Annotated in this window: 14 protein-coding genes; 9 read left to right on the forward strand and 5 right to left on the reverse strand. The window is 38.4% G+C overall.

Translation table 11 applies throughout. From position 1 onward, the window contains the following. Positions 1 to 116 precede the first annotated feature (116 nt). The 3 genes from hisA to HWV00_RS08800 all read left to right on the forward strand — a co-directional run bounded on the left by hisA (position 117) and on the right by HWV00_RS08800 (position 2,974). Positions 117 to 875: a phosphoribosylformimino-5-aminoimidazole carboxamide ribotide isomerase gene (gene hisA, locus HWV00_RS08790; protein ID WP_211685713.1), complete on the forward strand. Its 759-nt coding sequence runs from the start codon at positions 117 to 119 to the stop codon at positions 873 to 875. A 206-nt stretch (positions 876 to 1,081) separates the two neighbouring features. Further along, the gene (locus HWV00_RS08795; RefSeq protein ID WP_211685714.1) at positions 1,082 to 2,359 is read left to right on the forward strand and encodes an HD-GYP domain-containing protein; all 1,278 of its coding nucleotides are present in this window, start codon (positions 1,082 to 1,084) and stop codon (positions 2,357 to 2,359) included. Between the two features lie 69 nt (positions 2,360 to 2,428). Then, positions 2,429 to 2,974 carry a prepilin-type N-terminal cleavage/methylation domain-containing protein gene (locus tag HWV00_RS08800; RefSeq protein WP_211685715.1) on the forward strand — a complete coding sequence of 182 codons (546 nt, stop codon included), beginning with the start codon at positions 2,429 to 2,431 and terminating at the stop codon, positions 2,972 to 2,974. 44 nt (positions 2,975 to 3,018) lie between these two features. On the opposite strand, the gene HWV00_RS08805 is transcribed toward HWV00_RS08800, so the two are convergent. Next, complete coding sequence (locus HWV00_RS08805) at positions 3,019 to 3,864, reverse strand: DUF547 domain-containing protein (RefSeq protein ID WP_255554981.1); 846 nt, start codon at positions 3,862 to 3,864, stop codon at positions 3,019 to 3,021. 347 nt (positions 3,865 to 4,211) lie between these two features. Here HWV00_RS08805 and HWV00_RS08810 point away from each other — a divergent pair, with 347 nt between their 5' ends. After that, positions 4,212 to 5,561 carry a BamA/TamA family outer membrane protein gene (locus HWV00_RS08810; protein WP_211685716.1) on the forward strand — a complete coding sequence of 450 codons (1,350 nt, stop codon included), beginning with the start codon at positions 4,212 to 4,214 and terminating at the stop codon, positions 5,559 to 5,561. 118 nt (positions 5,562 to 5,679) lie between these two features. Here HWV00_RS08810 and HWV00_RS08815 read toward each other — a convergent pair whose 3' ends face one another. Next, positions 5,680 to 6,024: a YajD family HNH nuclease gene (locus tag HWV00_RS08815; protein ID WP_211685717.1), complete on the reverse strand. Its 345-nt coding sequence runs from the start codon at positions 6,022 to 6,024 to the stop codon at positions 5,680 to 5,682. A 174-nt stretch (positions 6,025 to 6,198) separates the two neighbouring features. Here HWV00_RS08815 and HWV00_RS08820 point away from each other — a divergent pair, with 174 nt between their 5' ends. Then, the gene (locus tag HWV00_RS08820; RefSeq protein WP_211685718.1) at positions 6,199 to 6,726 is read left to right on the forward strand and encodes a YgjP-like metallopeptidase domain-containing protein; all 528 of its coding nucleotides are present in this window, start codon (positions 6,199 to 6,201) and stop codon (positions 6,724 to 6,726) included. Positions 6,727 to 6,747: 21 nt separating this feature from the next. On the opposite strand, the gene HWV00_RS08825 is transcribed toward HWV00_RS08820, so the two are convergent. Together HWV00_RS08825 and HWV00_RS21580 are read right to left on the reverse strand one after the other, a co-directional pair. Continuing rightward, positions 6,748 to 6,999, reverse strand: coding sequence for a hypothetical protein (locus HWV00_RS08825; protein ID WP_211685719.1), 252 nt, complete (start codon positions 6,997 to 6,999; stop codon positions 6,748 to 6,750). 38 nt (positions 7,000 to 7,037) lie between these two features. Further along, positions 7,038 to 7,568 (reverse strand): type II secretion system protein, encoded by a 531-nt coding sequence (locus HWV00_RS21580; RefSeq protein WP_211685720.1) that lies wholly within the window; start codon positions 7,566 to 7,568, stop codon positions 7,038 to 7,040. Between the two features lie 248 nt (positions 7,569 to 7,816). Here HWV00_RS21580 and HWV00_RS08835 point away from each other — a divergent pair, with 248 nt between their 5' ends. Genes HWV00_RS08835 through HWV00_RS08845 form a run of 3 tightly spaced genes read left to right on the forward strand, consistent with a single transcriptional unit; the run spans position 7,817 to position 10,935 of the window. Continuing rightward, positions 7,817 to 10,405: a YdbH domain-containing protein gene (locus HWV00_RS08835; RefSeq protein ID WP_211685721.1), complete on the forward strand. Its 2,589-nt coding sequence runs from the start codon at positions 7,817 to 7,819 to the stop codon at positions 10,403 to 10,405. Positions 10,406 to 10,414: 9 nt separating this feature from the next. Then, positions 10,415 to 10,597: a YnbE family lipoprotein gene (locus HWV00_RS08840; protein WP_017219822.1), complete on the forward strand. Its 183-nt coding sequence runs from the start codon at positions 10,415 to 10,417 to the stop codon at positions 10,595 to 10,597. Between the two features lie 17 nt (positions 10,598 to 10,614). Then, complete coding sequence (locus HWV00_RS08845) at positions 10,615 to 10,935, forward strand: YdbL family protein (RefSeq protein ID WP_211685722.1); 321 nt, start codon at positions 10,615 to 10,617, stop codon at positions 10,933 to 10,935. Positions 10,936 to 11,034: 99 nt separating this feature from the next. Here the strand turns inward: HWV00_RS08845 and HWV00_RS08850 are convergent, their stop codons facing one another. After that, complete coding sequence (locus tag HWV00_RS08850) at positions 11,035 to 12,204, reverse strand: aromatic amino acid transport family protein (RefSeq protein ID WP_255555026.1); 1,170 nt, start codon at positions 12,202 to 12,204, stop codon at positions 11,035 to 11,037. A gap of 380 nt (positions 12,205 to 12,584) precedes the next feature. Here HWV00_RS08850 and HWV00_RS08855 point away from each other — a divergent pair, with 380 nt between their 5' ends. Next, a complete protein-coding gene (locus HWV00_RS08855) occupies positions 12,585 to 14,417 on the forward strand; it encodes an ABC transporter ATP-binding protein (RefSeq protein ID WP_211685724.1) in 1,833 nt (610 codons plus the stop codon). Positions 14,418 to 14,455: the final 38 nt, after the last annotated feature.

Consider the following 14,455-nt stretch of genomic DNA (forward strand, 5'->3'; position numbering starts at 1 on the left):
ATATTAGATGTTTAAAATCACCACTTTATCGGGATATTATGGTTATACTGTAGTACTAAAAATGTCAGTTACGATCAGGATTTGATCGTTTGGTCTTTAAACAGAGGAGTGTTGTTTTGACTCAGTTTCGTCCTTGTATCGATTTACACCAAGGTAAAGTAAAACAAATAGTTGGCGGTAGCTTGAATGACCAAGGTGCAGCAACTAACTTTATTAGTCAGTATGATGCTGCTTATTATGCTGACATTTATTGCCAGAACGATTTACGCGGTGGCCATGTTATTGCGTTAGGCCCAAATAATGAAGCGGAAGTATTAAAAGCATTAGCGGCATGGCCCCAAGGGTTACAGTTTGGTGGCGGTGTTAATTTAACGAATGCGGCTAAATATATAGCAGCAGGCGCATCTCACGTTATTGTTACATCCTATCTATTTGATGGTGATGAATTTAGCTGGGATAAACTCGCGCAGTTGAAAGCCTTGATTGGTAAAGAACACTTAATTTTAGATCTTAGCTGCCGAAAAACGGCGCAAGGATGGAATATTGCAACTAATCGTTGGCAAACAGTGACAAGTACCGTTATTAATGAAGCAACCTTGTTACAACTATCTGAGCATTGTGCTGAATTTTTGATTCATGCGGCTGATGTAGAGGGGCTGCAGAATGGTATAGATCAAGAACTCGTCACTTTATTGGGTCAGCATACGACTATTCCTGTTACTTATGCGGGTGGTGCAAGATGCATCGATGATCTTATTTTGGTCGATCAATTATCAAATGGTAAGGTCGATTTAACGATAGGCAGTGCGCTCGATATATTTGGTGGTTCAGGCATCACATTACAGCAATGTATTGACTGGAATAAACAGCACTAACATGCCTTGTTATAACAGGTATTATTATAAAACATGTGATAACACCTGTTATTGTTCGAAATAGAAGAATAATAGCGAGGTTAAATGGGGTAAAGCTGTGATGATAATCAACTAATACTATTATTATTCATCTGTAATATAAAAGAACTTTAAAATATAGAGTCATTCTACTAAGATATCCTGTCTATTTTGGTTTGTGGTTTATTATGAGTGGTATTAAAGTTACTGTGGATCGTATCCAAGTAGGGAATTATGTAAAATTACCCTTGGGCTGGTGTGATCACCCCTTCATGTTCAATAATTTCAAAATTGACACTCAAGAAAAACTTCTCCTTATCCGTAAACTTGGCGTCTCACATGTCACGGTTTATCCGCAGCGCAGTGATAATGGGCTTTTACCTCTACCAGAGCCAAATTCTGAATTTAAAATTCAACCTTCTGATATGTCGAATGTTGATCTTGAAGGAATTAAGCGTGAATTGTGGGAACGTAAACAAGACCGAATAGAAAAATTAAAAAGCCATCGCCGTAAAATAACAAAAACAGAAAAAAACTTTCAATCAGCGATGACTCAAGTTCGTTCAGTGATGGTGAAACTGAGCAGTCGACCACTTAATGCCATTGACGAAGCTCAGCAACTGGTCGGTGATATGGTTGAGTCGTTATTAAAAGAAGAACATATTGTTTTACACTTGATGAGTGAAACAAAAGAAAATGAAAGTATTTATTATCATTCACTAAACGTATCTGTATTGGCTATGCTATTGGCTAAAATGAAAAATTTAAGCGCGGATGAAATAAAGGCTATTGGCATGGGTGCGCTATTTCATGACATGGGCAAGTTAAAAATTCCACCACAGATATTACGTAAAAAAACGGCGCTTACGAGCGCAGAGCAGAATTTTTTAAATTTACACCCTAAATATGGCTTTGATCTTGTTAATCTTGTAGATACGTTTCCAGAATCGGCTAAGTCGATTATTTCTCAACACCATGAATTATTAGATGGTAGTGGTTACCCACAAGGTTTATCAGGAAGTGAAATTGATTCATTCACACAACTTGTTAGTGTGGTAAATAAATACGATACCTTGTGTCATCCGAATGATATCGCTAAAGCACGCGTACCATCAAATGCATTGTCATGGCTATATAAAAGCAGTGCCGGTAAATATAATCAAGATGACTTAAAGCTTTTAGTTAAGGTTCTCGGTATTTATCCCCCCGGCAGTGTTGTACGATTATCGAATGAACAAATAGGCATGGTATTGTCAGTAAATTCAGACCGATTGTTGTATCCAAATATCCTTATTTACGATCCAGAAATACCACGTGCAGAAGCGCCCATTATCGATCTGGAAGAGCGGGAACTATCGATTACTGGCGTTATAAAACCTGATAAATTACCGGAACGGATTCATGAATACTTAAGTCCACGAAGCCGAATTAGTTATTATTTCGAAAGTACACAGAATAATAGTTAATAAAGTGATACACAACTAGGCTTTTTACTCTATAATTGTCCTCCTGATTAGCCCTAAAGGTTTATAATTTTGAATACGCTACAACGTGGTTTTACCCTTATAGAATTGGTTATTGTTATTATCGTGCTTGGCATTTTGTCTGCTACAGCGCTTCCACGATTTATTAATCTTGCTGATGATGCGGATATAGCGGTTGTCGAAGGCACGGCTGGGGCATTGAAAAGTGCGGTTAACCTTGCTCATAGCAAGTGGATACTTATGGGGTCACCAACTGATCGTGAATCAAATAATGATATTCCACTTTACGGCACAGGTGATGAAGGGAAAATTGATTTTAATGACACAGGTTGGCCCGCGCAAAGCTTTACTGGTAATGACAGTGTAATTAAAACAGATAACCGAGATGATTGTATTTCACTTTGGAATACAATCTTAAATACTGGTGGCAGTAAGATAGATAAATCGAGTGGTTATAATGACGATTTTACAGCTGTATATGGCGATTATAACCAGCCGAAAGAACCAGCAGGTGTTTGTCAGTATCAACGTACTAGTAATCGATCATTGTACATCCGCTATGACAGTAATAATGGCAGTGTAACGACGCATCAATAATCCCGATAGCGATTCATGTATGATGAATCGCTATAATATACAAATTATTCAGGCTGATTTAAACGCCAATCATACTCAAAATCTATATCACCAGGGCTTTGTTGAAATAATATCAAAGCCTGCTTTAATCTTGGATTCGCATAGCGTTTTAGATGTTCAATTAAGGCATTATCATCATCGCCAAAATCTTCTGAATACCATTTGTAAATACTTGAAATTTCGAGATCACCTCCTTTAATTTTCACGCCTCTTGGGTGATTGATATAAGCATATGCACCCGCAGTTAAAAGTTGCTCAGTATTATTGCCAGTAAACACGGTTGCAGATAAATTTGGGCAACCATAACTGGCACAGTTTACAGCATAATGAATACGTGGGTCTTGCCAAATAGGGCGCAGTATTTCATGTTCAATGTCATTTAAGCTTAGCGTTTTTCCGTTGATGACTGCTGCATCATCATCCCATGGACCAAAAGAAAAGAAACGTTTACCGAGTTTAGTAATCGATTTAACTGGGTAGTTATCTAATATCAATTGTACTGTCAGGGCGTTATATAAGTTAATCCAATAAGCTTGTTGCTGTATTTTTGAGTGCTGTAACGGGTCGATTTGTTGTAGTCTAGCAAGGTATTGTTTAAGGATTCGTTTATCGGCTTTAGTGACATGCTGATAGTTAAATAAGTTAATCTGCGTGTTATTTTTACTTGTGATTAAATAGCGGGTCAAAATATATTGCCACTGACTATGGTCAACATCTTGCAACATTGATTCATTACTCTTATCCCAATAGGATAGGGGGGCTGTAATACTCGCAGTAGAGTACAAACCGCTTAGTATAATGAATAAACTTAAAAACCCCTTGATGACGATTCGCTTTATATTCTTATTCACAATTAACCTACCTATGCTTATACCGCTGGATTATTTTAATATTACTGGGCTTGTTCTATACCGTTGAGCTTGTTCTATACCACGAGCTTATTCTATACCATTGAACTTATTCTATATCACGAGTCTTATATAATAGTCTTCATCATGGGTTTAATAATGTGAGAGCTAGAACGATTTTAATGCATTGATAATATTATAGAAACCAACCTAATTGACTATATTTTATAATGAATTAGGTTTATGTGATTGTCGTATACTTTATTATCGTATACAAATAGCTTGATTTGGGCTATCTTCCCGAATCACATTTTTATTAATGTCGATCTTTATTACTGTTTGGAGTATTAGTGTCATATAAAAATATTTGCACCTCACTGTTATGTAGTGCATTACTGATGACAAGTCAGGTTAGTGCAGAAGATATTGTAGAAAATAATATCAAAAATAGTGTAGAAGAAAGTGCAGTCGAGAGTGCGGTAGAAAGTGCAGTAGAAAGTACTGCGACTAGTGCCGATAATAGTAGCGGTAATAGCAGCGGTAATACTACAGCAGACAGCACAGCGAAAAGACCTAATTTTGATGCTGAAGTCGCAGCGGTTCCTTTCATCATATCAACTGAAACCTTAGGTACAGCCCTTGGTGTCTCCGGTATTATTAAACATGCTGGACAGCCACAGGCATCGATATTCGGTCTTGGTTTATACAGTGATAACGACAGTAATATTGGTTTTATTTCATTTAATAACTACGCATTACCAGGCTTGAAACAATGGTTGTTTTCGACAGAGTATTATCGTGGCTATTTTAGTAATGGTATCTATTATGTACCAACAACAAGAGCTCCGGGTGATACCCGCGTAACAGATGAAATTATAGCTGAAGGGCTTGAATCATCATTACGTTTGAATGCTCGATATGTTCTACCTTGGGGCCTCGGCGCTAATGGTGCTGCGCGTAGTTTAGTTCAACAACGTGGCGAGATTGAATTTAATCCGCTTACGTCTGGTGTTACGAGTATTAACATTACACCATTTAAGCAACAGCGTGAGATCACTGGTTACACAGAGTTACCAAGTGATGCGCAAGGATTAGAGCTTCAATTTAACTGGGATAATCGTGACAGCATTGGCGACACAGAGTCGGGTAGTCAAACTCGTTTCACTGTTAGACGCGATTTTGGTGATGACGAGCGTAACAGTTGGACAACGTGGGAGCTTGAGCAAAGTGCGTTTGTCCCGTTTGATGAGAACATCTTATTTAAAGAACAAGTGTTAGCATTTAACTATTACCTTGCAGATACTCCAACATGGGATAGTGGTACTGGTCTTGATAATAAGCACCGACCACCCGCATTTGCAGGTGTTAAGTTGGGCGGTTTTAACCGATTACGTGGTTATTCATCAGGTCAATTTTATAGCCGTAGTGCTGTTGCTTATAGCGCTGAGTATCGTGTGAAACCACATTGGCAACCATTACACAATCTACCATTTTATGATTTCCCTTGGTGGCAGTGGTCTGCATTTGTTGAAACAGGGCAGGTTGCAGATAGCTTTGATATGGCTGAGTTACATGACGATTTAAAATGGACAGCGGGTTTAGGCTTACGTTTTAATGTGGAAGGTGTACTGGTTCGTATTGATTACGCGAAAAGTGAAAATGATGCGCAGATGTGGTTTATGGTTAATCAGCCTTTCTAAAGCGATGTCTTAAGTACCTTGATAGAGATATTAAAGTTAAAAAAGCCGTGATTATCTCCTGTTAGTGGGATGTAATCACGGCTTTTTAGTATAGATAATTAAGATCAATAATCAGATGTTATTTTTTAAACATTGATTTTAAATCAGCGAATGGATTATAAGTCGCTGATTCTTGGTTGTTATCACCCGCTTCAACTTCTGTCGCGTATTGATCTTGTTCAGTGTATTTTGAATGCTCGTTGTCATGGCAATATAAGCAGAGTAGTTCCCAGTTACTACCGTCATTTGGGTTGTTACTGTGGTCATGGTCCATGTGGTGAACCGTTAACTCTCTTAAGTTAGAATAAACAAATTCGCGTGTGCAGCGGCCACATATCCATGGGAATAACTTAAGTGCTTTTTCGCGATAGCCTTGTTCCATACGCTTATAAACAGCGCTAGTACCTAAAGTATCTGATGACATGATTGTTCATCCATAATAATAAAAGGGTCATTGTAAAAGTATATCGAATACTGATCAACTGCTTATTTAGATAGGTTATTCAGCTATAGATTGGAGGGCGAGAACAGAGTAGATAAGGTAAAGTGGATCGGGTAAAATACTGCTCATCTTAATTATCAGTATCTAATCTTACTTATGTCTGCTTCAAAAATAGATTCAACCGCACTTAAATACCTCTCATCTTATTCAGATCAAGTCAAAAGCAAAGTCAAACTGATGTTAGAGCAAGATACACTTGGTAAATTCTTATTAACTAAATACCCTCAAACGCATTCAGTAACGAATGATAAGCAATTGCGGGCATATGTAATGGAATTGAAAAATAATTACCTAAAAAAATCATCGCCAATCAGTAAGATTATTTACGATCCTAAAATTCATGTAGTGAATAATGCTCTTGGTTTACATACCTTTGTATCAAGAGTACAGGGCAATAAACTAAAGAGTAAAAATGAAATTAGGATTAGTGATATTTTTAGACGTTGCCCAGAAGCCTTTTTACAAATGATTACAGTACATGAGTTATGCCATGTCAGGTTTAAGGATCACGACAAAGCTTTCTACAAGCTTTGTGAACACATGTTGCCAGATTACCATCAACTTGAATTTGAAATGCGTTTGTATCTAACCCAAGTTGAGTTTAGAGGTGAGATTTACTCGTAGAATAGGGGGAATCGACGTTAATTATTTCATCGTGACCTTGCCACCGACCATCTTATAAGCCGGTGTGCCACGAATTAGCGTATCTCTTGCAAATACTTGCTCACACTTAGGGCAAGTGCAGGGCGTTTCACAGTAGTCTGTCACGATACGCTCTTTAAAGCATTTCACCAGACTACCTTTACCGCCTTTACGGTACTTAAATAGCAGTGTTTTACATTTACTGCAAAATATCTCAACAGTTTGCGTTGGACCTTTCTTATTCGGTTTTGCCATTTAAATATGTCGTTTCTAAAGTTATTATTCTGATAGCGCTATATATTACAGGTATCAGGAATATTATCACCCTCGTATTGAATACATATTTTCCCTTCACCTGACATATAATAAATAGATCCAATATCTTTATATTTATAATTACAGCGTAGCGCATAACCTTGAACTTTCACCGTAACAGTTATGTCTGTGTCATCGTTCGCAAGTTTAGATTCTTTTGCTACAGCTCCTTCAACTGTTGTGTTCCAAACACCTTCACAGAAATGTTCTGAGGCTGGAGCAGGGTAGTGTTCTATCGCGGAGCCTGTCAATGAACGAAAACCGACGTTGTAATAACCTACTGGAGAAAGCGGAGAATTAAACTGCAAATGACCTGGACGCCCTTCTAATTCGTGTTTAGCACTAATGACATCAATACCACTCGTTAATGCTCCCGCAAATCCGCTTAACGTCGCTTTTTCTGCATCGTCTTGTAAGTTAATAAACTTAGGTACAGCCGTTGCGGCTAATATGCCAAGTACAATGATGACAATGACCAGTTCTATAAGGGTAAATCCACGCTGCTTCATGCTAACACTTTAGGGTTATTAAATGTAAGTGAATAGTATATAACTGTAGCCTGCAATTAAAGGCGAATGTTTAATTAGTAAGATATCTAACAGAAATCAATAAACATACATATGATAACGGATGCTAAAAATACTTAATCTATTGTTTTACAGTGGTATATATATGGAGTGTACTTGCTTTGAGAACCTTTGTAGTTCAGGATATCTCTATCGAATAGATAATTAAATTGATGAGGGTTCTTTCCTAAATGTCGACACCGAAACAAACAACAAAATCATCGAACAAGGTAATATTTTGGATTTTAGGTCTATCTATATTGGTGATGTTAAGTGTCGTGACCACATTTATGAATCGTGAACGTATTCTGACTCATGCCACTAATCATTTTTCGACAAATTATGGTGTAAAAGTCGAAGAACTCGCGGGATTTACAATACAGTTTGATTTCAACCAGCCTTTTTTTGTCGACAGCATCAGCCTTGAACAACTTAAAGTGGACGTTGATTATTTACAGCTTGAGCAAGCGACTCAAGAGCAAGGTAATAAAAAGAAAGCTACGCCAGTCAATCTTGTAATCCCTGAGTTACCTTATTGGATACCCGATCTCCATATTACCAATATAACAATTCAGGGTGATAACCTACCTGACTTTGCCTTTGAAAAAGAACAATTATTAAGTCAATTAGAATTCGGTAAAGTAGAGTCAAAAAAATTAAAGTTAAATACACTCGATTTTAAAAATATCGACTTTCGTTATACTGACTCTTATTCTGAGTTTCTTTTTTCTGTGTGGTTACAAGACCAGCAGTTGCTGACGACTCAATTAAGCTATGGGCTAAAAACCTCAGGCAGTACTGGATCTAGCAAGGCAAGTGATAGTCAAACGAGTGATAGTAAAATATTAAAAGCGCGCTTGGCTACAGACTTGGCTAAGACGAATGCGCTAATCACGCGAGTCTTACCTGATATTGACATGTCGTTATCAGGCGATGTGCAACTTGAGCTAGTACTTGACCCGCAAAAAACAGATCGTATAGCATTACAGGTATTGCTTACTGACGGAGGGCTAACCTATGCGCAGATCCCCGCGATCATGAATGCAGAACTTTCGTTAAACACGACCTTAGTAGAGGATAATAAAGGTTGGCTACCAGAGAAAATAGACGTTAATTTGGTGAATATCAGCCCTATGACGCTATCAGTAGATAATTGTTCACAATTGAGTGCGCTGTTTAAAATAGCAAGTAGTGTTTGCCAATCGTTTCAGCAGGGCGTATCACCAGTACTTGATCCTATCGTGATCACGCCACAGGTACCTTTGTCTTTACAGGTGAGACTACAAGATAGAGATGTGGAGAACTGGCTGGTAAAATCGAAATCACTTGCACTTACTGCATTAATGTCTGATAGCAAGTTAGTCACACAAGCTGATGAGTTGAAATTGACCCCACAATCTTGGCAAGCTCATTGGGCATTCTCAGCGGAGACGAACAGCCGCTATTTTAGTGATGTATTGCAACCGACTCCAGTGCAGATGGCTGCAAAAGGGCATGTAAGCATAAATCCTACTGTGTCATCGGCAAATATTGAGTTGGCAATTAAAACGGGCAGCATCACAGCTCAAAAGTTTAAATACACAGATATATCGAGTGATGATATTCGTATTCATTTACTTGAACCGACAACAATTCAGATTGAAAATAACAAGATTCAACCTTTTGATAGCGCTTTTTCTACCACACTATTTAATAACCGATACCAGAAAAACGATAAGATTAATCGATTAACTGCCCAGCATCAAATGCAGTTTAGTGAACATCGAGTGGCACTTAATTCGGATTGGCAATTAGATGATGCGATACTAACAAGTAACAATACCGTTAGTTTGTCGAATCGACTACCGACGAAAGTAACAGGTTATTGGCAGGTACCAAAACAAACGATTCCCTCTTTTATTATAAATAAATACCCGTTGCCAACAGGGCTGTACTTACCTGCATCTGTTACTAATCGAGTTGACTATACGTTGAACTTAGATGAAGGGAGTCCTTATTTATCGGCCAATATTGTCGGTGAGATGACAGCAGACAGCAGCGATTTTAATGACTTTAGCGCGACTGACATTAATAACCAATGGCGTTGTAAAGTAAGTGCGGCTGATCCTGATATAGCAGCATCATTAAACGCAAGTTGTCAGGTTAATAGTGCTGTTTCATCTGTGAATGTCGGCCCTATTGTGCATAATGTGAATGTTTCTGGCTTGGTTTTATTTGCGAATGAGCAGTTACAAGTTGCCGTTGATAATGCCTCTGCGGAAATTTTTTCGGGTACTGTGTCCGTTGCACCATTGTTAATTACTGATTTTGATCATATTGTTGGTCAGTTATATATTCGCAATCTATCTTTACCAGAGGCGCTTGAATTATATCAAGTTCCAGGTGTAAATGTGACTGGGTTATTAAAGGCTGATTTACCATTTATCGTTCAAGGCAAGGATTTATCTATCACTGATGGAACGATAGAGCAGCAAGGTGATGGGGGCGTTATTCAAATTAAGGATAATGTAACAATAGACCAGTTGAAACTAACACAGCCGCAGTTACGTTATGCGTTGGAGTTATTAGAAAACCTGCATTACGATCGCTTACACAGTGATGTGAACTTTAAGCCAAGCGGAGAAACTAAACTAACAATTAACATTAAAGGACGTAATCCCAGTGTGGAGCGTCCGATTGAATTTAACTATTCTCACGAAGAAAATATATTGCAGCTATTTCGTAGTTTAAGAATTAATGATTCGATGTATGATGCGCTTGATAAAATGAATAACCCATAAGGATATAATATGAAAGCACTGTTATTTAGTGCAAGTTTACTTGTACTTATTGCTGGTTGTACGCCGACAGTACAGCTAGCAGTTCCCGATAAACCGATTGTGATTAACTTAAATGTGAAAATTGATCATGAGATAAAAGTGAAAGTGGATAAAGAGCTAGATGATGTATTTAGCGACGATGAGTTATTCTAGCCAAAATGGAGATTACAATGAAAAGAATTTTTTCAACCTTAATTATTTTATTCGCGATGTCTTTTTCGGTACAGGCGATTGACTTACAGACAGCAAAGCAATCAGGGTTAGTTGGTGAGCAAACGAATGGCTACCTTGGCGCAGTGAAACCAAGTAGTGAAGTGAATGCGTTAGTTAAAACAGTAAATGATAAGCGTAAAGCGAAATATCAAGAATTAGCAACCAAGCATAAAGTATCTGTTCAAGCTATTTCTGCGCGCGCAGCTAAAAAAGCAATGTCGATGACTGAGAAAGGTCAGTTTATTGAATCTTCTCCGGGTCAGTGGAAGAAGAAGTAATCTAAGTTTCCTGTGTAAGACTTGGAAGTAAAAAGCCCCACTGCAATGTTAACGCATTACAGTGGGGCTTTTTGTTTTCAGTTAGTTTTGGTTAACGAACTAACCAACAGAAGGGATCACATTCGCCATTTGTAAAAACTGCGATGTAATAATCAAGCAACCCATCAAACTTGCAAGTACCAGTGTCAGGTTGCCACCAATTACTCTATAACCGCTTGCTTGTGCTTTACGCTGTTTTGATACCATGGCAACAGGTAAGAAAATAGCAAGAATAACCAAAGCAATGGCTGCATAACCTAGCGCTGTAATGAAACCTTGTGGGTAAAACAATGCAAAAGCCAGTGGTGGTAAAAATGTCACTAGGGCTGTTTTGATACGATGTGATTTACCGTAATTGTCGTTATTGTTCCCATTGATATTTGTATTCGCGCGTTTCATCATGCCTGATAATAAATCAAATAAACCTAAACTCACGCCTAAAAATGATGTCGCTAACGCAAGGTCTGCAAATACAGATACTGATTGGCTTACCTGTGGCTGTTGTAACACTGAACTTAGCGATTCAATAAAGCTAGTTAATGAGTTATTAGCCATTAAATTTGTTTGGCTTAATACACCTTGTGTTGCTACTTGCCATAAAAGGTAGATAACAAGTGGCGCTGATGCACCGCAGATCATTACTTTCTTCAGCGTTTTAATATCAATACCGACATAACGTACGATTGATGGAATGCTGCCGTGAAAACCGAACGAAGTAAAAATAACAGGTAACGCAGATAATAATAACCCTTGTTGCACTGGCATTTCTAATAAGTGAATCGATTCTACGTGTGGGAATAATAAGCTCAGCGTCAGTGCTAATACTATAATTTTCACACTAAACAAAACTCGATTCACGATATCAACCGAATGTGTGCCAATTGAAACGACAGTTGCGATGATGATAGTTAGCAATACGGCACCAAACTGTGGTGTTAGCTCTGCATTCAGTAAATCATTAATCTTATTTGTTAACTGCGAACCGCCGCCTGCAATATAAGCAGCACAAAGTGCATAAAATAGGAAGAAAGAAGCAAATGTCGCGAGATATTGACCGGGTTTACCCAGTAAGCTTTTCGCAAGCGAGTTCAGTGTTGCATCTTGATCTGCATGCTGATGAATTTCTAACATCAGTAAGGCTGTGTACGTCATCAGCCCCCAGTTAGCGACAATCAAAAATGCAGATGTATAAAAACCTAACCCCGCAGAAGCAAGGGGCAGAGCTAGCATGCCGCCACCAAGCGCGGTGCCAGCAATAATCAGGGTACTTCCTAGTATTTTATTCACGTTATAAAGCCTTATTCGCAGTCATAAACAATTCCATTACGGAATACAACTTAAATCTGTAAACTTATGTTTACAATAAAGTCCTTAAATATCCATAAACCTTTAAGGAATAGCGAGTTTACTTATTTTATAGGGCTTGTTGCAATATATTTAGTGTAAATGTGCAAATTAAATTCGTAAACTATAATTTACACCTTTTGTTTTACGTATTTTGTCGCATTAAATCCTGCGGTATTTTACTGTTCTGTTTATCCATACTACGAACTTTATCAATTACGTAGTAATATAAGGGGGTCTTTAATTTGCTCAGATAATAATCCCTTATGTTTAAGTTTTTTGAAAAACAGTCTTCGGCGTTTCCGAAACATCAACCAGAGCAACCGCCGCAAGGTTTGGTTGCTTTTTGTCGATACTATACGCGTGGCTTTGAATCCCCTTTATTAGCGATGGCAGTGTTAAGCGCAATGATTGCGATACTCGAAGTTTCGCTGTTTGGTTTTATGGGCCAGTTGGTCGATTGGTTATCAAATCATGATCCGGAAAGTTTTCTAGCAGAAGAAAGCACTAACTTGCTGGGACTGAGTGCGCTGATATTAGTGGGCATGCCACTTCTGGTATTATTGCATTCGCTGATTATGCATCAGACATTGTTAGGCAACTATCCAATGTCTATTCGTTGGATGGCTCATCGCTATTTACTGCGTCAAAGTGTGTCTTTTTTCCAGAGTGACTTTGCCGGACGTATCGCAACAAAAGTAATGCAAACTGCGTTGTCTGTACGTGAAACAGTCATGAAACTACTGGATGTATTGGTATATATATCGGTGTACTTTATCGCGATGCTAGCCATGATTGGTCAAGCAGATATACGATTGATGTTACCTATGTTGGTGTGGTTTTTTGGTTTTGTGGCGATTCAGCTATATTTTGTGCCAAAACTAAAAAAAATATCAACAGAACAAGCCAATGCCCGTTCAATGATGACGGGGCGATTAGTAGATAGCTATACCAATATCACCACGGTTAAACTGTTCTCACATAACTCTCGTGAAATGGTATATGCAGAAGAAGGCATGGACGAATTCCTCGTTACTGTGCATAAACAAATGCGTTTAGTGACGGGTTTTACTTTTTGTGTTGAGTTATTAAATTACTTATTACTGTTTGGTGTCGCAGCAATGTCGATCATGCTGTGGTTAGACGCGAGTTTAAGTGTCGGTATTATTGCGGTGGCTATTAGCTTGGCTCTACGTCTAAACAGTATGTCAAAATGGATCATGTGGGAAATCGGTGGATTGTTTGAAAACATGGGCACCGTTATTGACGGCATGAATACGCTGGCGAAGCCGATAGAGATTGAAGATAAACCCAATGCGAAACCACTTGCAGTCACAGCGGGTGAAATTGAGTTTGATGATATCAGTTTTCATTACGGTGAAGCATCGGGCATTATTGAGAATTTAAACCTGAAGATTAAAGCCGGTGAAAAAGTAGGACTTGTGGGCCGCTCTGGTGCGGGTAAATCGACCTTAGTTAATCTGTTAATGCGCTTTCATGATGTAGAGTCAGGTTCGATTAAGATTGATGGACAGGTAATTAGTGATGTTCAGCAAGATAGCTTACGCGGTCAAATAGGCATGGTAACGCAAGATACATCCTTACTGCATCGTACGATTCGTGACAATATTATGTATGGTGATCCCAAGGCAAGTGAAGCTAAATTGCTTCGAGCGACTAAACAAGCATGTGCACATGAGTTTATTTCAACCCTGACAGATACATTCGGTAATAAAGGTTACGATGCACAAGTTGGTGAACGAGGGGTGAAACTTTCGGGTGGTCAGCGTCAGCGTATTGCAATTTCTCGGGTACTATTAAAAGATGCGCCAATACTCGTCTTAGATGAAGCAACATCTGCGTTAGATTCTGAAGTTGAATCGGCAATTCAAGATAGCTTAAATGAATTGATGGATGGTAAGACAGTGATTGCCATTGCGCACCGATTATCTACGATTGCTGCAATGGATCGCTTAATTATTTTAGATGAAGGCCGTGTGATAGAGCAGGGATCACATCAAGAGTTATTAGCGAAAAAAGGTATTTATGCGCAACTTTGGGCACACCAAACAGGTGGTTTCATTGGAGAAAATGCTTAATCCCTCTTTGCAGTAGAATTGAGATGCAGTTCACATAT

The sequence above is a fragment of the Moritella sp. 24 genome (genome assembly GCF_018219155.1).
Classification (GTDB): domain Bacteria; phylum Pseudomonadota; class Gammaproteobacteria; order Enterobacterales; family Moritellaceae; genus Moritella.

Bases quoted from the DNA above. Each gene is read 5' to 3' on its own strand.
- HWV00_RS08795 (WP_211685714.1), top strand. From the start codon at position 1,082: ATGAGTGGTATTAAAGTTACTGTGGATCGTATCCAAGTAGGGAATTAT.
- HWV00_RS08815 (WP_211685717.1), bottom strand. From the start codon at position 6,024: ATGTCATCAGATACTTTAGGTACTAGCGCTGTTTATAAGCGTATGGAA.
- HWV00_RS08820 (WP_211685718.1), top strand. From the start codon at position 6,199: ATGTCTGCTTCAAAAATAGATTCAACCGCACTTAAATACCTCTCATCT.
- HWV00_RS08825 (WP_211685719.1), bottom strand. From the start codon at position 6,999: ATGGCAAAACCGAATAAGAAAGGTCCAACGCAAACTGTTGAGATATTT.
- HWV00_RS21580 (WP_211685720.1), bottom strand. From the start codon at position 7,568: ATGAAGCAGCGTGGATTTACCCTTATAGAACTGGTCATTGTCATCATT.
- HWV00_RS08835 (WP_211685721.1), top strand. From the start codon at position 7,817: ATGTCGACACCGAAACAAACAACAAAATCATCGAACAAGGTAATATTT.
- HWV00_RS08840 (WP_017219822.1), top strand. From the start codon at position 10,415: ATGAAAGCACTGTTATTTAGTGCAAGTTTACTTGTACTTATTGCTGGT.
- HWV00_RS08845 (WP_211685722.1), top strand. From the start codon at position 10,615: ATGAAAAGAATTTTTTCAACCTTAATTATTTTATTCGCGATGTCTTTT.
- HWV00_RS08850 (WP_255555026.1), bottom strand. From the start codon at position 12,204: ATGCTAGCTCTGCCCCTTGCTTCTGCGGGGTTAGGTTTTTATACATCT.
- HWV00_RS08855 (WP_211685724.1), top strand. From the start codon at position 12,585: ATGTTTAAGTTTTTTGAAAAACAGTCTTCGGCGTTTCCGAAACATCAA.